The 21,884-nt window shown below is 45.5% G+C and carries 17 protein-coding genes and 1 rRNA gene; 12 read left to right on the forward strand and 6 right to left on the reverse strand.

The genetic code is table 11. The features are described 5' to 3' along the window. The first annotated feature begins 110 nt into the window (after nt 1-110). The 4 genes from rrf (at nt 111) to L5M71_RS20640 (ending at nt 4,434) form a co-directional block, all read left to right on the forward strand. Nucleotides 111-226, forward strand: a 5S ribosomal RNA gene (rrf, locus tag L5M71_RS20625). Nucleotides 227-1,190: 964 nt separating this feature from the next. Then, complete coding sequence (locus L5M71_RS20630) at nt 1,191-1,457, forward strand: OadG family transporter subunit (protein WP_263209541.1); 267 nt, start codon at nt 1,191-1,193, stop codon at nt 1,455-1,457. Nucleotides 1,458-1,468: 11 nt separating this feature from the next. Further along, a complete protein-coding gene (gene oadA / locus L5M71_RS20635; RefSeq protein WP_263209542.1) occupies nt 1,469-3,295 on the forward strand; it encodes a sodium-extruding oxaloacetate decarboxylase subunit alpha in 1,827 nt (608 codons plus the stop codon). Between the two features lie 8 nt (nt 3,296-3,303). Further along, on the forward strand, nt 3,304-4,434 hold the full coding sequence (locus L5M71_RS20640; RefSeq protein ID WP_168823572.1) for a sodium ion-translocating decarboxylase subunit beta: 1,131 nt from the start codon (nt 3,304-3,306) through the stop codon (nt 4,432-4,434). 166 nt (nt 4,435-4,600) lie between these two features. On the opposite strand, the gene L5M71_RS20645 is transcribed toward L5M71_RS20640, so the two are convergent. After that, nucleotides 4,601-4,768 (reverse strand): hypothetical protein, encoded by a 168-nt coding sequence (locus L5M71_RS20645; RefSeq protein ID WP_212601273.1) that lies wholly within the window; start codon nt 4,766-4,768, stop codon nt 4,601-4,603. 232 nt (nt 4,769-5,000) lie between these two features. Next, nucleotides 5,001-6,254: a dicarboxylate/amino acid:cation symporter gene (locus L5M71_RS20650; RefSeq protein ID WP_263209545.1), complete on the reverse strand. Its 1,254-nt coding sequence runs from the start codon at nt 6,252-6,254 to the stop codon at nt 5,001-5,003. A 291-nt stretch (nt 6,255-6,545) separates the two neighbouring features. Between L5M71_RS20650 and L5M71_RS20655 the strand changes: the two genes are divergently transcribed. The 5 genes from L5M71_RS20655 (at nt 6,546) to L5M71_RS20675 (ending at nt 13,084) form a co-directional block, all read left to right on the forward strand. Next, a complete protein-coding gene (locus L5M71_RS20655; protein ID WP_263174626.1) occupies nt 6,546-6,971 on the forward strand; it encodes a YqaA family protein in 426 nt (141 codons plus the stop codon). Between the two features lie 180 nt (nt 6,972-7,151). Then, on the forward strand, nt 7,152-10,004 hold the full coding sequence (locus L5M71_RS20660; protein WP_173496309.1) for a M16 family metallopeptidase: 2,853 nt from the start codon (nt 7,152-7,154) through the stop codon (nt 10,002-10,004). Between the two features lie 185 nt (nt 10,005-10,189). After that, on the forward strand, nt 10,190-11,839 hold the full coding sequence (gshA, locus tag L5M71_RS20665; protein ID WP_219252011.1) for a glutamate--cysteine ligase: 1,650 nt from the start codon (nt 10,190-10,192) through the stop codon (nt 11,837-11,839). Further along, entirely contained in the window at nt 11,836-12,300 is a 465-nt protein-coding gene (locus L5M71_RS20670) for a hypothetical protein (RefSeq protein WP_105249955.1), read from the forward strand. Before gshA ends, L5M71_RS20670 begins: the two co-directional genes overlap by 4 nt. Before the next feature lie 166 nt (nt 12,301-12,466). Further along, the gene (locus L5M71_RS20675) at nt 12,467-13,084 is read left to right on the forward strand and encodes a hypothetical protein (RefSeq protein ID WP_317630058.1); all 618 of its coding nucleotides are present in this window, start codon (nt 12,467-12,469) and stop codon (nt 13,082-13,084) included. Between the two features lie 193 nt (nt 13,085-13,277). Here L5M71_RS20675 and L5M71_RS20680 read toward each other — a convergent pair whose 3' ends face one another. The 4 genes from L5M71_RS20680 to dauA all read right to left on the reverse strand — a co-directional run bounded on the left by L5M71_RS20680 (nt 13,278) and on the right by dauA (nt 18,337). After that, on the reverse strand, nt 13,278-14,531 hold the full coding sequence (locus tag L5M71_RS20680; RefSeq protein ID WP_263148967.1) for a sensor domain-containing diguanylate cyclase: 1,254 nt from the start codon (nt 14,529-14,531) through the stop codon (nt 13,278-13,280). Between the two features lie 163 nt (nt 14,532-14,694). Next, a complete protein-coding gene (gene purK / locus L5M71_RS20685; RefSeq protein ID WP_263209551.1) occupies nt 14,695-15,798 on the reverse strand; it encodes a 5-(carboxyamino)imidazole ribonucleotide synthase in 1,104 nt (367 codons plus the stop codon). After that, on the reverse strand, nt 15,798-16,289 hold the full coding sequence (gene purE / locus L5M71_RS20690; protein ID WP_263175564.1) for a 5-(carboxyamino)imidazole ribonucleotide mutase: 492 nt from the start codon (nt 16,287-16,289) through the stop codon (nt 15,798-15,800). The genes purK and purE overlap by 1 nt, the downstream gene beginning before the upstream one ends. Before the next feature lie 284 nt (nt 16,290-16,573). Further along, on the reverse strand, nt 16,574-18,337 hold the full coding sequence (gene dauA / locus L5M71_RS20695; RefSeq protein ID WP_263209553.1) for a C4-dicarboxylic acid transporter DauA: 1,764 nt from the start codon (nt 18,335-18,337) through the stop codon (nt 16,574-16,576). Nucleotides 18,338-18,569: 232 nt separating this feature from the next. Here dauA and L5M71_RS20700 point away from each other — a divergent pair, with 232 nt between their 5' ends. Genes L5M71_RS20700 through L5M71_RS20710 form a run of 3 tightly spaced genes read left to right on the forward strand, consistent with a single transcriptional unit; the run spans nt 18,570 to nt 21,816 of the window. Then, entirely contained in the window at nt 18,570-20,441 is a 1,872-nt protein-coding gene (locus tag L5M71_RS20700; protein ID WP_263209556.1) for a vWA domain-containing protein, read from the forward strand. 45 nt (nt 20,442-20,486) lie between these two features. Beyond that, a complete protein-coding gene (locus L5M71_RS20705; protein WP_263209558.1) occupies nt 20,487-21,092 on the forward strand; it encodes a sigma-70 family RNA polymerase sigma factor in 606 nt (201 codons plus the stop codon). Then, the gene (locus L5M71_RS20710; RefSeq protein WP_263174636.1) at nt 21,085-21,816 is read left to right on the forward strand and encodes a hypothetical protein; all 732 of its coding nucleotides are present in this window, start codon (nt 21,085-21,087) and stop codon (nt 21,814-21,816) included. Before L5M71_RS20705 ends, L5M71_RS20710 begins: the two co-directional genes overlap by 8 nt. The last annotated feature ends 68 nt before the right edge of the window (nt 21,817-21,884 follow it).

The following is a 21,884-nucleotide window of genomic DNA, read 5'->3' on the forward strand; positions in this document are numbered from 1 at the left end:
AGAGACAGAATACAGATACTTGATAAAGTTTGAACTCAAACAAAGCAAATCAGCTTTCCGAATTATTATTAACGTGAGCCAGAGATGGACACGGTAATAAACAGAATTTGCTTGGTGACAATAGCCTTGTGGAACCACCTGATCCCATCCCGAACTCAGAAGTGAAACGCAAACGCGCCGATGGTAGTGTGGGGTCTCCCCATGTGAGAGTAGGTCATCGCCAAGCGCCTAATTATCTCATTGAGATGTAATCAAGCCAGCTGAATAAGCTGGCTTTTTTGCATTTGCAATTTGTAGAAATTAGTCCGTTTTTCTTTCCGCTTGCATGTTTCTCCGCTATTTTTACTCACCAACTCACCAACTCACCAACTCACCAACTCACCAACTCACCAACTCACCAACTCACCAACTCACCAACTCACTTGTCGCTCTTAGGCTTCCTCATTTCGTTCTTGCCCTAGTCTTATTGCTTAATCCTGCGCATAACTAAGAGGCTAAGGTTTTCTGAGGTAATACTGTTACGTATCTCTCAAGGTAACTGTTCGATACACAGATCGTATTGTCGGGCACTTCTCGGCGTTGATACCAAGGCGGATACTTAAGTTGTCAAAATGGATGATTTAATTTGTCTAGATTGAACCCATTCCTCTTCTTCAATCAATGCCTTCAGAACGACATTCCTTTTTATCTTCTCTCAGAATCAAATAGCAGTGACTTGGATTGTTGGATTTGCATATTTTTTCACTTGGTTTATTCCTATGCTCGTTGTTTTCAATTTAGGAATCATTTTTTAGCCTAAGATATCACTTCAGCTTAAATCCAATATTATGCTTGTTTTATTATGGAATATTGAATTAATCGCTCGATTTATGAGGATTAATAACTTGCTGCCTGTGGATTTACTTGATATTGGTAAGACCAATTTACATTGATATGGTTTTTTTGTTATCAATTGGTTATGTTCGTAGCAGGTTGAGTTCAGCTGGTTTTCTTGTTGTGTGATTAGTTAGCTTTGAAATGTGATTTTTTATTCGATTTTTTCTGATTGGTGGTCGCTATGTGTCTGTTTACGGAAGAACCATAGTTTGGAGCTGTTCATTTGATGAATTTTGAACTTGTAATGCGATAGCGATGATTTTGGGGCAATCGCGCTGTTGATAGGGATCTAGAGAGTAAGGGGTAGGGGAGCTATGGAGGATGTAACGCAATCTTTATTGGATGCCGTTGGCATTATGTTTTTGGGGATGGGCTTAGTTTATTTATTTTTAAGTGTACTAACCCTTGGGATTCATTTGGTTGCGCGTTGGTGTGCAGTCGATGCTGCATCTGCACGTTTTGCTAAAAATCATGCTAAGAGTCAGCAGAGGGTAGCGCAATCTGATGCTAAACCGTTAGAGCCAAGTTTGGTCGCTGCGATTTCACTAGCGGTAAAGCAGTATCGTTCACAGATTAAGTAATGGGGAGCAGTATGACTTTTGTATCTAATTCTACGACAGCAGTGGCTAAGCCATTATTTTTAACTGATGTCGTATTGCGGGACGCACATCAATCCATTTTAGCGACGCGCTTACGCATTGATGACATGTTACCTATAGCGCCGTTACTCGATAAGATTGGTTTCTGGTCGTTGGAATCTTGGGGCGGGGCGACTTTTGATGCCTGTATTCGTTATCTTGGTGAAGATCCCTGGGACAGAATTCGTGAGTTGAAAAAGGCAATGCCTGATACGCCGCAGCAAATGCTGCTGCGTGGCCAAAACTTATTAGGTTATCGCCATTATGCCGATGATTTAGTCACGCGTTTTGTTGAGCGTGCCCATACTAATGGCGTCGATGTATTTCGTATTTTCGATGCAATGAATGATGTTCGTAATCTCGAAACTGCGGTGAAAGCGGTGCGCCAAGTTGGCGGCCATGCGCAGGGGACGATCTCATACACCACAAGTCCAGTGCATACCATAGAGACTTGGGTTGATATGGCAAAACGTCTCGAAGATATGGGATGTGATTCTTTGTGTATCAAAGATATGGCGGGATTACTTAAGCCTATGGAAGCGTTTGAGCTTATCAGTCGACTAAAATCCCAAACGCAACTCGTGTTATCTATGCATTGTCATGCGACGACAGGATTAAGTACCGCCACTTATCAGAAAGCCATTGAAGCGGGTATCGATGTGCTCGATACGGCAATTTCGTCAATGAGCCAAACCTATGGACATACTGCTACTGAAACCGTTATCGCTATGGTGGAAGATACTGAGCGTGCGACTGGTTACGATATGGTATTGCTTGAGGAGATTGCCGCTTATTTCCGTGAAGTACGCAAGAAGTACGCTAAGTTTGAAGGCGCGCTGAAAGGCATTGATTCGCGGATCTTACGTGCACAAGTGCCTGGTGGCATGCTGACCAATATGGAGAGCCAGCTTAAGGAACAAGGCGCGGCCGATAAGATGGACTTGGTCTTGGAAGAAATTCCCCGCGTGCGTGCTGACTTAGGTTTTTTGCCCTTAGTGACACCTACATCGCAGATTGTCGGCTCGCAGGCGGTCATTAATGTGTTGATGGGTGAGCGTTATAAGTCACTGACTAAAGAGACTGAAGGCGTGCTTAAGGGTGAATATGGCGCGACGCCTGCGCCAGTCAATGCCGCATTGCAAGCGAGAGTCTTACAAGGAGCCGAAGCCATTACATGTCGCCCTGCTGATTTATTAACGCCAGAGCTGGCTAAATTACGGCTTGAGTTAGCTGATAAAGCACAGGAACAAGGCATTCGCCTATCTTCAGAGCATGACGATGATGTGCTGACATATGCACTCTTCCCACAAATAGGATTGCAGTTCTTAAAGAATCGTGACGATCCGGGTGCCTTTGAGCCTAAGCCTGAGCTGACTTCGGAACTTGCTGCTTCTAATGTTACGGATCGTGGCCCAGAAACTTACACGGTAATAGTCGAAGGGCAAGAGTACATAGTTGAAGTCGCCGCAGGCGGTGAGATCTCGCAAATCCAGCCACAGGGACAAAGTGTTCATGCTGTGCAAGCTGTGACTGAGAGTACAACGCCAACTGCGAGCCATGGAGAGATTCGGCTTGAAATGAGTGCGCCTCTGTCGGGCAATATCTTCAAAGTGCATGTTTCTCCAGGCGATAGAGTGTGTGAAGGCGATGTCGTGATCATCCTTGAGGCGATGAAGATGGAAACTGAAATTCGTGCACAGGGCGATGGCATTATCGCTAAGATTTGGGTGAAAGAAGGTGACTCAGTGTCTGTGGGTTCTCAATTACTGGCCTTGGCGTAGGAGTCATTATGGAAGGTTTAATAGCTTTTTGGGCCGAGACGGGAATCGCTCACTTTACTGGCGGGCAAGTGTTGATGATGGCAGTGGGCGCTTTGCTCTTGTATCTCGCCATCGTACGTGGTTTTGAGCCTTTGCTATTGTTGCCCATTGGTTTTGGTGCAGTGCTGGCGAACATTCCCCATGCGGGATTTACCGAAGAAGGTGGCATGCTGTATTACGCCTATCATGTGGGGATTGAGACTGGGGTGTTTCCGCTATTGATCTTTATGGGTGTTGGTGCGCTGACCGACTTTAGTGCCTTGATCGCGAATCCTAAAACTCTGTTATTAGGGGCTGCTGCGCAGTTTGGGATTTTTGCGACACTGATTGGCGCAATAGCGCTGAACTTAGTGCCGGGATTTGAGTTCACTATGAAGGACGCGGCGGCCATTGCGATTATTGGCGGTGCTGATGGACCAACGGCGATTTTCCTTGCCTCAAAACTGGCGCCTGAGTTATTGGGGGCGATTGCGGTCGCGGCCTATTCCTACATGGCACTAGTCCCGATTATTCAACCGCCGATCATGCGGTTACTGACAACTCAAGCCGAGCGCGAAATTAAAATGGAGCAGCTGCGCGAAGTCAGTAAGAAGGAAAAGATCATTTTCCCTTTGATGGTACTGGGATTAACGATTCTCTTCCTACCTGCAGCCACGCCGTTAGTGGGTATGTTTTGTCTTGGTAACTTGATGCGCGAATCGGGCGTGGTGGATAGATTATCGAAAACGGCGCAGAACGAGCTTATCAATATCGTTACGATTTTCTTAGGGTTAGCTGTCGGTTCTAAGTTATCAGCCGACCAATTCCTGCGGCTTGAAACCTTAGGAATTTTGGTATTGGGAGCTTTAGCATTTGGCATTGGTACTGCTGCAGGTGTATTGATGGCAAAACTGATGTGTAAGTTGTCGGGTGGTAAGATTAATCCGTTGATTGGTGCCGCAGGGGTGTCGGCTGTACCTATGGCAGCACGAGTCGTGAACAAAGTTGGATTAGAGGCCAACCAACACAACTTCTTGTTAATGCACGCCATGGGTCCCAATGTGGCGGGAGTGCTAGGTTCTGCTGTGGCTGCGGGGATTTTACTTGCTGTGCTGGGTTGATGACAGAGTGGGTTAACTGATTGGGCTTGACTGAGTGGGTAAATTTAGCGGGTTTATCTTCGAATTTATTCTAGTCGTTAACGCTGTTTTATCACTAAGGCCAACTCAGTATTGAGTTGGCTTTTTGTTAAGTCACTAATTTAGAAAATGAATCCTTGGTATTAACCTAAGCCGTTAACCAGAGTAATGCCATAAGGATTAAAATCAGCCCGCCACCTATACCGATAATGTAGATAAAACCTCGCTGGCCTTGTTTTAGCGTGAGTTTGTTGGCTTTTAAAAATAATGCCCAAAACAAACATAGGATCAGCGGGATAAGGAAGAGTCTCGTCATTGTTTGTTCTGCTAAAGTGTGAGTTAGAGTAGTTTTAGAGTCTAACAGCTTGATCTTATTTGAGTAACCTATTTTGCAGTTTATAGGGACTGTCGAAGTTGATTGTGGCTTCTAAAGCCAATAGATTAAAGACCGTTTGTAGGATAATAAAAGAGACCGCCGAAGCGGTCTCTTACTGTGGTCAATGGTACTGATTATTTAGCTTTATACTTTTTATACAGTATTGTTATTGCTACGAACTCACTGGTGTAACGTCTTGATTGTCGTTCGAATAGAACTGTACTTCATCGAGTTCATTTTCGGATTTACCAATCACAACAGCAGTCATCATATCGCCCGTTACGTTAGTTGCTGTGCGGATCATATCGATAATACGGTCAATCGCGGCGATAAAGGCAATGCCTTCAAGTGGCAGACCAATTACACCTAAGGTGACAGTTAACATCACCATCGCACTTCCTGGTACGCCAGCGGTACCAACAGAAGCCACTGTCGCAGTCACGGCGATCATCACATAGTCCAGTGTGTCGAGCGGAATATTGTAAATTTGAGCGATGAAGATAGCGGCTATCGCAGGGTAAATACCCCCACAGCCGTCCATATTCATGGTCGCACCTAATGGCATCACAAAGGCACTATAACGCTTTGATACGCCCATGGTTTCGACTGCGCGAGTGCTCGCAGGTAAAGTACCAAAACTTGAGGAAGTACTAAAGGCGACTAACTGTGCAGGTATAGCTTTACGGAAAAATTGCAGTGGGCTTAAACCACCAACAAACTTCACTAACCCGCCATAAACGAAGATGATGTGGATAAAGGCGGCAATGTAGATAGCCCCGATAAACTTACCTAAAGGCAATAAGGTTGATAAACCATATTCACCCACAACCCATGCCATTAAACCAAACACGCCGATAGGAGTGAGTTTTAGGACCATGCGAGTCAGTTGGAACATGACTTCAGCACCTGCTTCAATAGTGCGTTTTAATGGCTCTGCTTTCTCGCCGACTTTATTGATAGCGATACCCACCAAAGCTGCAAACACGATAATTTGCAGTACATTGCCTTCAGCGAGTGAAGCAAAAGGATTGACAGGGATCATGTCGAGCAACACTTGTGCGAAACCGGGAATATTACGCTCGCGCACTTCAGTCGTTGTGAGTTGCATGGTGCCACCCATGTCGATCATTGAGCCAACAGCTAAGCCGATCAGAGAGGCGATTGTGCCTGTCAGCATGAACATACCCAAAGTTTTCAAGCTCAGGCGTTTCAGACTGGTTTGCGAGTTGAGCGATGTGATACTCACGACAATGGCACAAAATACCAAAGGCGCGACCAACATCTTAATGGCCCCAATGAACAGATCACCTAATGGTTTTAGCACTGTGGCGCTTTCACCTAAAATAACGCCAACGAGCGCACCTAAGATAAAGCCTGCTAAGACTTTTTGCCAAAACGGAATGCGGCTAATGGTTTGAAGGATCATGCATATTCCAGAAAAATAAATTAAGAGTGAGCCAATAGGCCTGCGATGATAGGATTCGTATTTAACGAGATGAGCGTGATGTTAACGCGCTCTCAGTCATGCGCATGGTTATTGCCTGCCATAGTTAACCATTGTATCGACAGAGCTAGGGTTATAACAAACCGTTTTTCTTATAACTTATTGTGATAAGTGAGTTTGTTGTAAAAAGATTAAGTGAAACATTCAATTAACCCATGACAAACCTTATCGCATTGAATACAAAAAGAGAGATTTATCATTGAGTAAGCCATTATGACTGAGTTAGGCATTATGTTCTCCGGCGCTTTTTTAGCGGCCACTTTGTTACCGGGGGGATCTGAAGTCTTACTCGTGGCGCTATTAAACAAAACTCCAGAGGCTTGGGTTGCGCTGGTCGTGGTGGCTAGCATTGGCAACACCTTGGGCGCGATGACCAGTTTCTATTTAGGCCGCTTAGGCCGTCTAGCAAAATCACCAGAAGCGTTAGCGAAAGGTAAACACGCAAAGGGGCTCGCTTTGATCGAACGCTACGGCGTGTGGGCGTTGTTACTCTCATGGGCACCGGTTGTCGGTGATATTCTCTGTTTATTGGCGGGTTGGTTGAGGCTACCGTTAATACCTTCTTTGGTGATGATTTTAATTGGTAAAACAATTCGTTACTTAATTATTGCCGCTGCCGTGCTGCAATGGATGGCATGATGGCGCTAGGATGCATTTAATGGTCAAGGGCGGGAGTGTTTTTCCGTTTAGACTGAATTTACTGTATAGATAGGAACTTAGTGTCAATTTTGCGAGTCATAAATCCCAATGCTTAATCATTTAAGCGCACTATGACTAAACGCAGCACTATGATTATGAAGCTGTATTTTTGGCCCATTGATGTATGAGGGGAATGTTTTGAAGAAATGGATATTAGCGGTCGCAATTTCTGCCGCACTTGCGGGTTGTGCATCTGAAACGACTACGGCGAACTTGCCCGCAGGCGTTAAACTTATCGAAAATGTGCAATTGGCCGATTCGCAAGTAGGGATCCCCTACAAAAAGTACCAATTAGCCAATGGGTTAACGGTTATTTTACATCAAGATGATTCCGATCCCTTAGTGCATGTTGACGTCACTTATCATGTGGGCTCTGCTCGCGAATTAGCTGGGCGTTCGGGATTTGCGCATTTATTTGAACACATGATGTTCCAAGGCTCGCAGCATGTTGCCGATGAACAGCATTTTGAAGTGGTTACCGAAGCCGGTGGTACCCTAAATGGCACGACCAATACCGACAGAACCAATTACTTTGAGACAGTACCCAACAATCAATTAGAAAAAATGTTGTGGCTCGAGTCGGACCGTATGGGCTTTTTGTTGCCGGCACTCACCAGTGAAAAATTTGAAGTGCAGCGCGAAACCGTCAAAAACGAGCGCGCACAACGTATCGATAATCAGCCCTATGGCCGCATGAGTGAGCGTTTTAGCCAAGCTATGTACCCTGTCGGTCATCCTTATTCTTGGCCTGTAATTGGCTGGCCGGACGATCTTAATCGCGCCACGGTTGACGATGTTAAACACTTTTTCCAACGTTGGTATGGCCCTAACAATGCGACCTTGACCATAGGTGGCGATTTCGATGAAATGCAGACCTTAGCCTGGGTCAATAAATATTTTGGTGAAATCCCCCGCGGTCCTGAAGTCTCGTTAGAGCAAAAGGCGCTGGTTAACTTAGACAAGACGCGTTACATCTCCATGGAAGATCAAGTGCACTTGCCTTTGATCCGTATTGGTTTTCCAACCGTATACGCTAGACATTCAGATGAGGCCGCGCTCGATCTGTTAGCCAATATTTTAGGTGGTGGTAAAACATCCTTATTATATAAAAACTTGGTTAAGGACGGTTATGCCGTGCAGGCTAATGTGAGTCATCCTTGTCAAGAGCTTGCGTGTCAGATGTCGATTTATGCTTTAGCCAATCCTGAAAAGGGCGGCAAACTGGCGGATCTGGAGCAACGTATTCTCGACTCGATTAAGGAGTTTGAGCAACGTGGCGTTACCGATGACGATTTGCAAAAAGTCAAAGTGCAGTTTGAGGCTGATACCATTTATAGCCTGCAGAGTGTTTCTGGCAAAGTGTCGACCTTAGCGATGAACCAAACGCTGTCGGGCAATCCGAACATGATTGCCTCAGATCTGAATCGTTATGCCAATGTGACCAAAGACGATGTGATGCGCGTGTTTAAGCAATACATTAAAGATAAACCTATGGTGGTTATGAGTGTGGTGCCGCAGGGAATGACGTCACTTATTGCCCATGCGGATAACTTCACGCCAGCAACGTTGCCGATTGCACACTCTGCGGTAGAGGGGGATTTGCCCAAGCCTGAACTTGTTTCAAGTTTTGATCGGACTAAGATGCCTGCATCTGGCGTTGCACCTATGCTCAAAGTACCTAAAATTTGGACAAAAACCTTAGCCAATGGCATCGAAGTCATGGGCACTCAAAGTACTGAAACGCCAACAGTTGAGTTAATTGTTTATCTCAATGGTGGCCACAGACTCATACCCGTCGAAAAAGCAGGCTTAGCAACGCTGACTGCGGAAATGCTTAATGAATCGAGCCAGAAGCGCAGCAGTGAAGCACTATCACAAGCCTTAGAAATGCTAGGTAGTAGTGTCGACTTTAGTGCGTCTGAATATCAAAGTTCGATCAAAGTATCGGCTCTGACAGCACATTTAGATGAGACGCTGGCGATTATGGAAGAAAAGCTGTTTCAACCAGCGTTCAGCGAAGCTGACTTTGCGCGAGTGAAACAGCAGCAATTACAACAAATCCAGCATATGCAGTCCGATCCTAGCTATCTGGCTGATACGGCGTTGTCGTCTTTGTTATACGGTAAAGACAATGCGTTAGGTGTGAATGATCTCGGCACGCTCGATTCTGTCGCGGCGCTTACGTTAGCCGATGTAAAAGCATTTTATGCCCAGCAGTATCAAGGCGGCAACGCTAAAATTGTCACTGTTGCTAATTTATCTGAATCTGCATTGCTGCCTAAACTAGCGGGATTAAACCAGTGGAAAGGAGAAGCAGCTGTGGTACCGCCACTTAAGCCACTCCCTGCATTAAAAGGCGGCACAATTTATGTGATTGATAAACCTGGTGCGGCGCAATCGGTAATCAATATTGCCAAGCGCGCATTACCCTACGATGCCACAGGCGATTATTTTAAATCCTATCTGATGAATTATCCGTTAGGCGGCGCATTCAATAGCCGTATCAACCTGAATTTACGTGAGGATAAAGGTTATACCTATGGTGCTCGCACTCGTTTTACTGGCGGTGCTGAAGTGGGCGATTTTGTCGCATCAAGTAACGTTCGCAGTGACGTGACGGCGAAAGCACTCATTGAGTTTGTAAAAGAAATCAGTGCTTATCAGCAGCAGGGCATGACAGATGCTGAACTTGCCTTTATGCGTAATTCAGTCTCTCAAGGGCAAGCTCTTGATTATGAAACACCGTATCAAAAAGCGGGCTTTATGCGGATGATCCAACGTTACCAATTGAGTCAAGATTTTACGACTCAACAGGACAAGATCATTAATACTGTAACAAAAGATGAACTCAATGCCCTCGCGGCTTCCGAGCTAGATATCAATAAAATGGTGATTCTGGTGGTGGGAGATAAAGCGACAATTGAAGCGGATTTAGCGGTATTGGGCTATCCAATTGAAACTTTAGTATTGTAAATTAGTATTTCGCCCTTATATAGGTAGATAGACGGGTGCATTAGTTAACGACTATTTGCCCTATATTTACCGGATTTACATCGAAAGACGGTGACAGCATTAGCTGTCACCGTCTGCTTTTAATCATACAAGGTGTGAATTTGGCTTGCCCCACAGACAGGTTTAGATTTATTTTGAGGCATATTTTGCAAGATAAGCCTCAAAATAAAGGTCTGACTGTTAACCTTGTCGCGATAGCGAATCACCAATTAGAGAAGCGCAAATTGAAGTCATTCAATGAATTAGTACAACATCTCTCGGACGCCAATGGGCGCACCGCACTCTTGGGTATGTTACGTGGCATAGAACGTGAGGCGTTGCGGATTGATGAGTTTGGTTATCTCGCTACAGACTCGCATCCCGAAGCCTTAGGCTCGGCGTTAATGCATTCACGTATTACGACGGATTACAGTGAAGCCTTGCTCGAGTTTATTACGCCAGTAAATCACAATGTTGAGCAACTTCTCACTGGGTTAACTGAGACTCATGCCTTCAGCGTGCGCCACTTAAATGGTCAGCGTTTGTGGCCCGTGAGCATGCCTTGCTATGTGAAAGATGAGCAACAGATCCCCGTTGCCCGCTATGGCTCATCGAATACTGGCATGATGAAAACCTTGTATCGTAAGGGGTTAACCTATCGTTATGGCGCCCTGATGCAGATCATCTCTGGGGTGCACTTTAACTTTTCGGTATCGCAAGAATTATGGCAAAGTCTGTATGAGTTAAGTGATAAAGAGTTAACTTACGATGATTTTATTTCAGAATCCTATTTCGGCTTGATCCGTAACTATCGCCGTTTAGTGTGGGTACTACCTTATTTATTTGGTGCCTCGCCAGCGTTATGTAGCTCCTTTATTAAAGATCAAAAAACCGACCTCAAGTTTGAAAAAACGGGCCACGGAACTCTGTATCTGCCCTATGCCACTTCGTTGCGTATGAGTGATTTAGGCTACACCAACAAAGAGCAAGAAGATCTAAATATCAGCTATAACTCTTTGCCTGAGTATCTGGCTGGCGTGAATGCTGCCACTAAAATGCCTTCAGCAAACTTTGCTAATATCGGCGTTAAAGTCGATGGTGAGTATCGTCAACTTAATGCCAATGTATTGCAGATTGAAAACGAGTTCTACTCGCCAATCCGTGCGAAACGGGTCACACGTAGTGGCGAGAAACCGTCTGAAGCTCTGGCCCGTGCTGGGGTGGAATACATTGAAGTGAGAGCGCTGGATGTTAATCCATTTAGCCCAGTTGGCATTGAGGCGACACAAGTGCGTTTCCTCGATTTATTCCTACTCTATTGTTTATTAACGCAGTCGCCTAAGTCTGAGGCGAGCGAAGAGGCGAGATTAAGCGCGAATCTTAAAGCTGTGGTGCTTGAAGGCCGTAAACCTGGGCTTGAGTTATTAACTGCAGACGGTTCACGTTCGCTTAAATCTTGGTTAGAAGAGTTGTTTGATGCCTTGCAACCTTTGGCAGTATTGCTTGATGGTGAGGGGATGGATTATCAAGTGGCTTTGGCCCATTGGCGTAAAGCGGCTGAAGATCCGAATTTAACCCTGTCGGGACAAGTACTGCAAAACGTGATCAACAAGGGCCAAGATCATGGTCAGTGGGTGATGACGTTAGCGCAACAATACTATCAATATTTTATCGATTATCCCTTGTCGAGCGAGACCATAGCGCAGTATCAAGCTGAAGCATCCAGTTCGCTTAACAAGCAAGCTGAACTAGAGGCGGCGCAGAGTGCAGTTTCATTCGATGATTATCTGGAAGATTACTTTGGAGTGAAGCCGTGAAAGAGGGGTTATTCTCTTTCACTGGCCTACGTGCCCGCGCAGCTTTGATTGTGTTCAGTGCCTTGTTATCTGGCTGCGCCGCGTCACCTGAAGACCCACTGGGCTGTGGTACTGTGTCGGGTTATTTGCAGCCCGATGCCAGTACTCACTGGTATCGAGTTGTGGTGACCCATTTAAACGGGCAGGCAGTCGTTTCTAAGCCTAATTATCAGTTAGCGCCTGGCGAATATGAATTTACCGTTGCGGAGCTGATCGATGATCCAAGTTTGTCAGTCACGCTTGCCGCGCGGACACCCAAAGTATTCAAGCTCAATGTCGAAAGTCATCAGCGTTATCATATCGGTGCGTTATTTCACACCGATAAGCGCTATATGGGTAAAGACACTGCGTATTGGGAACCCGGCGTGTGGCAGCAAGAAGAGCATGAGTGTCAGTTTGAGCTGAGTCCCGAAACGAAATAGCCAAATTGTTAAGTTCAAGTGGTAAGCCAGCAACATACGATTAAGTCATATTGATTTAGCCTCTAGCGCTGAGATCTTCTAAGCGCAAAAAAGGCTTTTTATGCTTGCCTCAGCCTGAGTCTATGACATTATGGCGCGAGCTAACTCTCCAAAGAACATGATATTAATGAATAAATCCTTCGCTATCTTACTCTGCGCCAGTCTCGGCATCTTGTCAGGTTGCGCGACATCTCCGCCTAAGTCTCCCGAAAATTTGTGTGAGATATTTCAAGAACACCGAGATTGGTACGATGCCGCTAAAGATGTCCGTGATAAATGGGGTGTGCCAGTGCATGTGCCGTTAGCTATGATGTATCAAGAGAGTTCATTCAAGCACAACGCCGCGCCACCGATGGAATACTTTTTAGGTTTTATTCCAATTGGCCGTGCCAGCGATGCCTATGGTTACGCGCAGGCTAAGACTATGACGTGGGATGATTATGTGCGTGAGACGGGAAACAGTTGGTCGAGCCGCAGTGATTTCGATGATGCCTTGGATTTTATGGGCTGGTTTATCAGCAAAACCCATAAGATAAATGGCGTATCTAAATGGGATGCGCGGGCGCAGTATCTTAATTATCACGAAGGCTGGGGCGGTTATCGCCGTGGCAGTTATAAATCTAAGGCGTGGTTAGTGAAAGTGGCGAATAAGGTGGATGAAAGGTCGAAACGCTACGCGGCTCAATATAAAACCTGCCAAGAAGATTTAGATTCATCTTGGCTGTGGCGTTTATTTTTTGGTTAGGATTACGTTTTTATATCATTGTTAGCCACTTAAGTGAGAATGGCTGACTGTCGGTGTTCAATTTAGATATTTAATCGAGATAGCTAATCGAGATAGTAAACTCAAATCTTAAACTCAGATATTCAACTCCGACGCTTACTGATTGTTGATATTAGCCTTTTGACATCGGCTGCAGCACCATACTTCAATTGATTTATTGCGCTTTCACTGCGAAGGTTTCTAATGCCTGAATGGCTTTTTTCTTCGCACGCTTTTGCTCATACATAGCATGATCTGCAGTCTTAAAGGATTGATACCAATCGGTTTCAAACGGCGCAATACCAAAACTAAAACCTAGGCTAAGCTCTGAACCTTGATTCAAGGTTTTGCGCATATCATCTAAGTCCTGTTCAATTTGAGCTAACGGCCCATGGCATAAAGCGACAAACTCATCTCCACCAAAACGGGAAATAATGCCTTTATTTTGCCAATAGGTGAGCATGGCGGTGGCTGTTCGCTTGATGGCAACATCACCCATCTGGTGCCCATAGGCATCATTAATGGACTTGAGATTGTCCATATCGATAATAATTAAAAAACTGCCTAAGTGAGGTTTGTGCTGCCAGTGGTGCAGTTCATCTTCAAAATTCTTTCGATTATAAAGCCCTGTTAATGGATCAAAATTGGCAAGTTTAGTGATCTGCAGTGACTTCTGATAGAGCGCAATGGCATTGCTAGCTTCGTGAGTTAGGATAGAGACAAGATTGCGGTCGTAATCGCTAAAGGCGCCAATGCTACTGCTATCGAGATTGAGCATGGCATACAGTTTGCCATCAATACGAATAGGGCTAGACAGGGTTGAGCGTATCGGCTGCTTCGACACTGAGAGTAACACTTTTTGATCATCTTCCGTTAAAGTGCTAGCCGCATTGATATTCTTCATATCATTGATGACCACCACTTGATCGCATCTCCCTTCAGTGAGTCGATATTCAAAAGTTTGCTCTAAGGTAAAATCCAGTTGTCTGAGCTTTGCTAAATCGAGCCCCACGACAGATTCAAAATACAGTTTATTATTCACCTCGTTGATTTTAATGATGCTGCCCATTTCGGCACCATTAATCACGTACACGGCTTTATTGAGTAAGGCGTCCAGAAAGGCATGCTCATTTTTATAATGACTCGAGAGATGGGCGAGTTCATAGATGGCATCGTTGATGGTGACGACTTGCTCTAAATGCTGCCATAGTCGAGTTAAACGACCCTGATGCAAATAGTAAATTAGGCTGTAGGCAAAAATATAAATGATGCAAACAAACAGTAAGGGCAGGATAGTCCAATTTTCTGTGGATGCATTAAAGATAAACAGCAGGATGAATAGACATATCGGCACTATAAGCAGTAGCAGATGATAGCGATAATCTAAGCGATCTATGGTCTTACGTTTGAAATTATCCCTTAATTTCACTCGACTATTCCTTTATCTGTGTCATTGCTAGTAATCATTGAATGCTATACATCACTAACGTATTCACACTGAGTTCAGTTAAGTATATAACGAAAATTGAAATATAAACTGATATGAAACTGTGAACAATTTCATATCAGTGATTTTGGTACTAAATACTGAATTAACGCGAATTTTCTGCGTATTCGGCCAATATCCAAGCTAATGGTGCTTGGTATTGGATTGGCATCCAAGTTTGCAGTGCGGCTATGCTCTGGTTGAGCACAGTTTGATTTGGCACTGATAGGTTTAAATGTCCGACTTTACGACCCGGGCGAACTTCTTTGTTGTACCAGTACAACTCAGCATTGGGCAAACTTAACCAGCGAGGGTCATTATCGATACCGATAAGGTTGACCATAACACACTGAAAATTCACTTGTGGCTGTGGGATCGCAATTCCGCAAAGTGCTCTAAGATGCAGCTGGAATTGATCCATATGGGTTCCGGCTTGAGTCCAATGGCCAGAGTTGTGCACTCGCGGTGCCAGCTCATTCACCAATAACTCATCACCAACACGGAAGCATTCCATCGCCATTACACCAACGTATTCAAGCTCGTGCATAATGGCGCTGAGCATAGTTTCGGCTTGGGCTTGTAAGGGGCTTAAGCGTGCCAGTGGCGAAATCGACGCCATTAAAATGCCGTCCTGATGTAAGTTCAGCGTCAGCGGATAAAACACACATTCGCCTTTGCGAGTACGCACGCCAACCAATGATACTTCTTCATCAAAATTAATCGCTTGCTCAGCAATCGCAAGGTTACGCCAATCGTTTGGAATATCACCCGCTTCGGCTTCTTTTAGCCAATGTTGACCTTTACCGTCATAACCCCCAGTACGGCGTTTCATCAAGACTCTAGGACCATAGTGCTGATACAGGGTATCGACTTGGGTGTTATCGTCGACTAAGGTCCAAGGCGCCGTGGGAACGTTGAGCTGGTCGAGTAGACTCTTTTGGCTAAAACGGTCGGCTAAACGGCTAAATACCGGACCATTAACAAAATGGGGGTGTGAGCTGAGTTGTAAACTCAGGGCGGACTCTGGCCACTGTTCGCGCTCGGCGGTAATAATGTCGTGGGGCGCGAGTGGCAGAATGTCATCCGAAGGCGTCATGATATCGACGGCGTTAACTTCAATCGCTAATGGCTCACCAGCGTGGGTCAACATGGCGCCCAGCTGACCATTACCTAATACCCAAACCTTAGGTTTAGTGTTTGTCTGGGTCATTAGGCTTCCCTCGGGTCTGGATTGTCCAATACCGCACGGGTCTGTTCTTCTCTGAAAGTGTCAACACGAGCCGCTAATTCTGCATCGTTATTCGCAAGGATTTGGCAGGCCAATAATCCCGCATTGAATGCGCCCGCTGTACCTATGGCTAAGGTGCCGACGGCGATGCCTTTTGGCATTTGAACGATGGATAATAAGCTATCCATGCCGGATAGGGCTTTACTTTGGACTGGTACACCTAATACGGGTAAGCGAGTTTTAGAGGCAATCATACCGGGTAAGTGCGCTGCACCACCAGCGCCACCAATGATGATTTTAAAACCACGTTCGGCGGCAGAGGCTGCAAACTCCATGAGTTTATCTGGCGTTCTATGGGCGGAAACCACTTCAACATGATAAGGCACTTGCAGTTTATCCATTATCTCAGCGGCGGCTTCCATCGTGGGCCAATCACTTTTAGAACCCATAACAACAGCAACAAGGGCTTGCATGATAACTCCTTAACTCACTAATTTTAATTATATTTTGACCTTGTTTCAGGTCTAGGTACAGTTGATGCTTGTCTCGCCGTCACCGGTAGCTAGCATCATGGCGCTGAATAATACCATGATCCTAGCGATTTCTGCCCGTTTTTGCGTGTGAAAAAACGTCTTTCGCGGCGATGAATAGGTGAGGTGATGGAGCAATAAAAAAGACCAACACTGAGGTTGGCCTTTGGCCTTTGGCCTTTGGCGTTAGTTTGCAGTGATAAGCAGCTGATATTGGGTTGCAAGGTTTACAGTATTTGCTTATCAGTAGTGATTTCTGTTTGCTGAGTGATGACTGGCGCTTCTGTCATGGCTTCACGTAGGGTCGAGTAAAACTTCAATACACCTTCAATTGGCTGGATCTTGGCTCTTGCCAGCGTTCGGATGGGCTGGAACTGCAGATCGGCGATAATGAGCTTAGTCTTATTCGCTTTGCATTTTTCAATCAGCTTCGTCAGTGCGGCTAATCCTCCCGCATCCAGAATAGATACTCCATCGAGATAAAGCACTATCACTTGTTTATCTTCAGTGAGACTCGCGATTTCGGAGAAAATGCGGTCAGCAGCAGCGAAGAATAGCGGCCCGTTAATTTTAAGGACAGCCCAATCGGCAGGTAGCTCTTGATCTACATAACGCTTGTTGGTGCTGATATCGTAAAGCTTTGTCATCTCGGCAATTTCTTTCATAAACAGCAAGGCAGCAAGGATAATTCCCACACTGATGGCGATCACCATGTCGAAAATAACCGTTAATGAAAAGCAACTGACAAAAACCATGATATCGCTGGTGGGCGCAGTTTTAATTAAATGCAGCGCTTTGTGGGCTTCACTCATGTTCCAAGCCACAACAAGTAGCAGGGCTGCCATGGCTGACATGGGCAAATAAGCTAATACGCCCGCTAAGGCGACTAAACCAATTAAGACTACTATGGCGTGGATCATGGCCGCTATCGGGCTCTGAGCGCCCGCTTTGACGTTTGCCGCGCTACGGGCAATTGCTGCAGTGGCCGGAATACCACCAAAAAACGGCGTGATGATATTACCTATACCTTGCCCTAGTAATTCACTGTTGGCACTGTGACGTTTACCTGTCATGCCATCGAGTACCACTGCACAAAGTAGTGATTCAATTGCGCCTAACATGGCAATGGCAAAGGCGGCAGGTAATAAGGCTTGAAAGGTCGCGAGATTAAACTGAAAGGCTTGGCCATTCGCGCCAGCTTGCAGCCAAGGCCATTCGAAACTGGGTAATACGGCAGGAATTCCCATGCCTGTGGTGCCATCACTCAGTTGATAGTGAAAACGGGTTCCTATGGTTTCTATATCTGCACCCATGGCATTGAGAACCAAGGCGAACATAGTGCCGAGTATAATAGCTGGAAGGTGCGCTGGCACGGGTGTTTTGAGTTTTGGCCAAAGTAGCATAGTCGCTAAGGTCGCGGATGCTACCAGTAGGCTAGGTAAATGCACCGAGGGTAGGGCTTGAGCTAATGTCATCAACTTAGCCAGATATTGCTCTGGCATCTGGGCTATATCGAGTCCGAAAAAATCTTTGAGCTGCAAGGTAGCGATGACGACACCTATCCCCGCGGTAAAGCCTAAGGTGACGGATTCAGGGATATACAAAATTAATCGGCCAAGTCGCAGCATTGCCATGCCGACGAGTATCATTCCGGACATCACAGTCGCGATTAATAATCCTGCTAAACCAAATTGTTGGGCTATCGGATAGAGCAATACTACGAATGCCGCTGTCGGGCCTGACACGCTATAACGTGAGCCGCCAGATATGGCGATAATAAAGCCGCCGACAATCGCAGTGTATAAACCGTATTGAGGTGCAACTCCACTGGCAATGGCTAATGCCATTGCTAACGGAATGGCAATAATGCCGACAGTGAGACCTGCAAGAAGATCTTGCCCAAAACGTTTAAACGAATACTTATCCTTCACGCAAGCTTCTGTGAGTGCGTGGGCGATTCTTAGGGAAAACAAATGAGCTGAGTGTGACACGAGTGGGTCCCATAGCGAGGCGAGTAACAAGCTTCTATTTTAGTGACCTGATACAAGACGCAGTGTGAGCTTGATTGCAAAAACGATTGAAAATACTTTGTTTTGTATAAATAGTGTGCTTGGAGGCTGTTTGATTCTCATTTAAGAGTGGTTTGTAAAATATTTTGATACTTTAACCCTTTTAGTCATTTGCGCCGTTTACAGCCTTAGGTCAACATCAAAGGCATTCAACATGAAAACAATATACTTCCAGAAAACCATTGCACATTCCTTATTACCTTGGGGAAACGCCAGCATATCGGCGAGCAATAGCGCAGCTTTATTCTTAGTCATGCTGAGTTTAACGGCCTGTGGCGGTAAAGGCTCTGAGGCTCAACAACGACAAGCGGAGCTGCAAGCCGAACAGAATAATAAAGAAGTGTCACTGCGCCGTGCTGAAATGCGTGATGCTACTAAGATTGAGATGGCCAGAGTCGCGGCGCCGATGCAAATGTCTACCCATGGTGCAGTGATGGGAATGAACATAGCCCCAATGCCGTCAGACTATGCCGCGATTCCGTTAGCACAAAATAAATTCGAGCCGCTGGTGCAAAATGGCATCATGGTGGCGGGAGAAATCCCAGTATCGACTTTTTCCATCGATGTTGATACTGGCAGTTATGCCACCTTAAGGCGGATGCTGAGGGAAGGGCGCTTGCCCGAGAAAGGTACAGTCAGAGTCGAGGAAATGCTCAATTATTTTGCCTACGATTATCCCTTACCTGCTAAAAATGCCGCGCCGTTTAGCGTTACGACAGAGCTTGCGCCATCCCCTTATAACGATGACATGATGCTGTTACGGATTGGTCTTAAAGGGTATGACTTAGCTAAATCTCAGTTAGGCGCGAGGAACTTAGTCTTTTTGCTCGATGTGTCAGGTTCTATGGCATCTGCCGATAAATTGCCTTTACTGCAAACAGCACTCAAGTTGCTGACGGCGCAATTAAGCGCGCAGGATAAAGTTTCTATTGTGGTTTATGCTGGGGCTGCTGGTGTGGTGCTCGATGGCGCGTCGGGGAATGACACTCAAACTTTAACCTATGCGTTAGAGCAATTGAGCGCAGGTGGTTCAACCAATGGTGGGCAAGGAATCACACAAGCTTATCAATTGGCGACAAAGCATTTCATCCCCCATGGTATTAATCGAGTCATCCTCGCGACTGATGGTGATTTCAACGTTGGTATGACAGATTTTGATGATTTGATTGCCTTGATTGAGAAGGAAAAAGATCATGGTATTGGCCTGACAACCTTAGGGTTTGGTTTGGGGAATTACAACGATCAACTCATGGAGCAATTAGCGGATAAGGGCAATGGCAACTATGCCTATATCGATACCCTGAATGAAGCGCGAAAAGTGCTGGTGGACGAGTTAAGTTCAAGCTTGTTCACTATTGCTAAAGACGTCAAAGTGCAAGTGGAGTTTAATCCGGCCTTAGTGTCTGAGTATCGTCTAATTGGTTATGAGAATCGTGCTTTAGCACGGGAGGATTTCAACAACGATAAGGTGGATGAGGGCGAAATTGGCGCGGGTCATACAGTGACTGCCTTATATGAATTAAGATATGTTGAAGCAGGGCAGATGGCGAATGATAAACTCAGATATGGCGTTGATGCTCAAACGGGGCAAGAAAAATACAGCCGTGAAGAAATCGCTTTCCTTAAACTGAGATACAAGTTGCCAGAGCAAACACAGAGTCAGTTACTGAGTTATCCCATCAGGTTAGACCAAAATGTTAAGCTGTTAGAACAAGCGAGTGATGATTTTAGATTTGCAGCAGCAGTTGCAGGATTAGGGCAATTACTGAATGGCAGCCATTATCTACATCAATTTGATTATACTAAGTTAAGCCAGTTAGCACGTTCTGCATTAGGGGACGATCCCTTTGGCTATCGCCATGAGTTTGTGCAATTAATGGAAACCGCTGCGGCCATAGAGCAATCTAATCATGTGCCGATTAAGAAGGTATTCGATGGTACGGATAAACCTTTTCCTCCCCAAGATAAGCTTCATGGCGAGCCAGTGAGAGACAAGAGCAATACGCGCAATGAGAGATTACAATAGTAAAAGTAAATTCGTGGGGCTAACCCCAATGATGAGGAATTTCCCGTGGCATTAGCAATAGCGCAATTATCAAACCATGAGCACTCAGATGAGCAATTGATGTTGTGCTATGCCAAGGGCGATTCAAAAGCATTTGAACAGTTATACCTGAAGCACAAAGGTGCACTCTATCGCTACTTTGTACGCCAGTTAGGTGATAAGCAGTTAGCTGAAGATTTGTATCAAGAAACCTGGGGGCGGGTGATCCGCGCTGCGGCTAACTACGAAGCCAGTGCTAAGTTTACTACCTGGTTGTATCGTATCGCTCATAACTTATTGATTGATCATGTGCGGGCGGTTAAGCCCGTGGATTTTGTCGCTACTGATGAAGATGATGTAGGGCTCGATACTTTTGTGGCGGGTGAGCAAGATAAACCCGATGTGCAGTGGCAAGAAGCGCAAAAGAGCTTATTGCTAAAGACCTGTATCGCACTGTTACCCCAAGTTCAGAAAGAGGAATTTATCCTGAATATTGAAATGGGTTTTACGGCTGCCATCATTAGCGACATTGCGGGCGTGACCTTAGAAGCGACTAAAAGCCGTATTCGTTATGCTTACCAAAGCCTAAAAGATTGTGTCAGCGCGAAATGGCAGGAGGCGGGTCATGAGTAATTCTTCAAGTGCTGATGAGCGCGCATTACAACAGGAAGTGCTGGCTTGGTATCGCCAGCAGGCCTTAGAGGTTCCACCGCAGCAACTCGATCAAGATATCTTACAGCTGGCGCAAACTCACTTAGCTGAAATGCATCAAAGCAAAATAACCGCCGTTGAAGCGCCAAGTTCTGTCTGGCGACGCCATCCTTGGGTGTTATCGAGCGCGGCATCGTTAGTGCTTGTTGTTGGTCTGCTGGTGCTGAATCGACCTCAAGTCGAAGATACACTTGTTCCAAGTCCTATGGTGATGAGTGCCCCCGCGCCACAAATGATGGCAAGAATGGCTGATACTGAAGCGATGCAATCTTTAAAAATGCAAACAGAAGCCGTGGCTGAACATAAAAGACAGACGGAAATGCAGCAAGCTAAAGCCGCATTGGGAGCAACTGAGCAGCAGGATGCAATTAGCCCCGCTATCGCTGCAAGGTCTATGAATGCACCAAAATTATCTGAGTCTGCTGAAATCAATCAAGTGTCATTGACTGAGTATTTACATCGGTTACAAGTCCTTATCGAAGCGAAGGAGACTGAGCAAGCATTCGTGCTGGAACAAAAACTGCTCAAGGATTACCCGTATCTTGCAGTTAAGGATGTCGATGAAGCGCAGCTAATCGAATCGCAGCAAGTATTAAGACTTGAGTTTAAAAAGCTACAACAGCAATTACATCAGCTTGCCAAATGACTATGTGGTTGTGGTATTTACGAATAAAAAAGTGATTAGAAATCGCAAAGTGGTGAGATAAACAGCTA

It is taken from the genome of Shewanella sp. SW1, assembly GCF_025653545.1.
In the GTDB taxonomy this organism is placed as follows: domain Bacteria; phylum Pseudomonadota; class Gammaproteobacteria; order Enterobacterales; family Shewanellaceae; genus Shewanella; species Shewanella oncorhynchi.

Excerpts from the sequence above, each read along its gene's own strand:
- L5M71_RS20675 (WP_317630058.1), top strand. The coding sequence starts at position 12,467 with ATGAATAAATCCTTCGCTATCTTACTCTGCGCCAGTCTCGGCATCTTG.
- purK (WP_263209551.1), bottom strand. The coding sequence starts at position 15,798 with ATGACCCAGACAAACACTAAACCTAAGGTTTGGGTATTAGGTAATGGT.
- L5M71_RS20660 (WP_173496309.1), top strand. The coding sequence starts at position 7,152 with ATGTATGAGGGGAATGTTTTGAAGAAATGGATATTAGCGGTCGCAATT.
- L5M71_RS20655 (WP_263174626.1), top strand. The coding sequence starts at position 6,546 with ATGACTGAGTTAGGCATTATGTTCTCCGGCGCTTTTTTAGCGGCCACT.
- L5M71_RS20700 (WP_263209556.1), top strand. The coding sequence starts at position 18,570 with ATGAAAACAATATACTTCCAGAAAACCATTGCACATTCCTTATTACCT.
- purE (WP_263175564.1), bottom strand. The coding sequence starts at position 16,289 with ATGCAAGCCCTTGTTGCTGTTGTTATGGGTTCTAAAAGTGATTGGCCC.
- L5M71_RS20640 (WP_168823572.1), top strand. The coding sequence starts at position 3,304 with ATGGAAGGTTTAATAGCTTTTTGGGCCGAGACGGGAATCGCTCACTTT.
- L5M71_RS20650 (WP_263209545.1), bottom strand. The coding sequence starts at position 6,254 with ATGATCCTTCAAACCATTAGCCGCATTCCGTTTTGGCAAAAAGTCTTA.
- oadA (WP_263209542.1), top strand. The coding sequence starts at position 1,469 with ATGACTTTTGTATCTAATTCTACGACAGCAGTGGCTAAGCCATTATTT.
- L5M71_RS20630 (WP_263209541.1), top strand. The coding sequence starts at position 1,191 with ATGGAGGATGTAACGCAATCTTTATTGGATGCCGTTGGCATTATGTTT.
- L5M71_RS20710 (WP_263174636.1), top strand. The coding sequence starts at position 21,085 with ATGAGTAATTCTTCAAGTGCTGATGAGCGCGCATTACAACAGGAAGTG.
- L5M71_RS20645 (WP_212601273.1), bottom strand. The coding sequence starts at position 4,768 with ATGACGAGACTCTTCCTTATCCCGCTGATCCTATGTTTGTTTTGGGCA.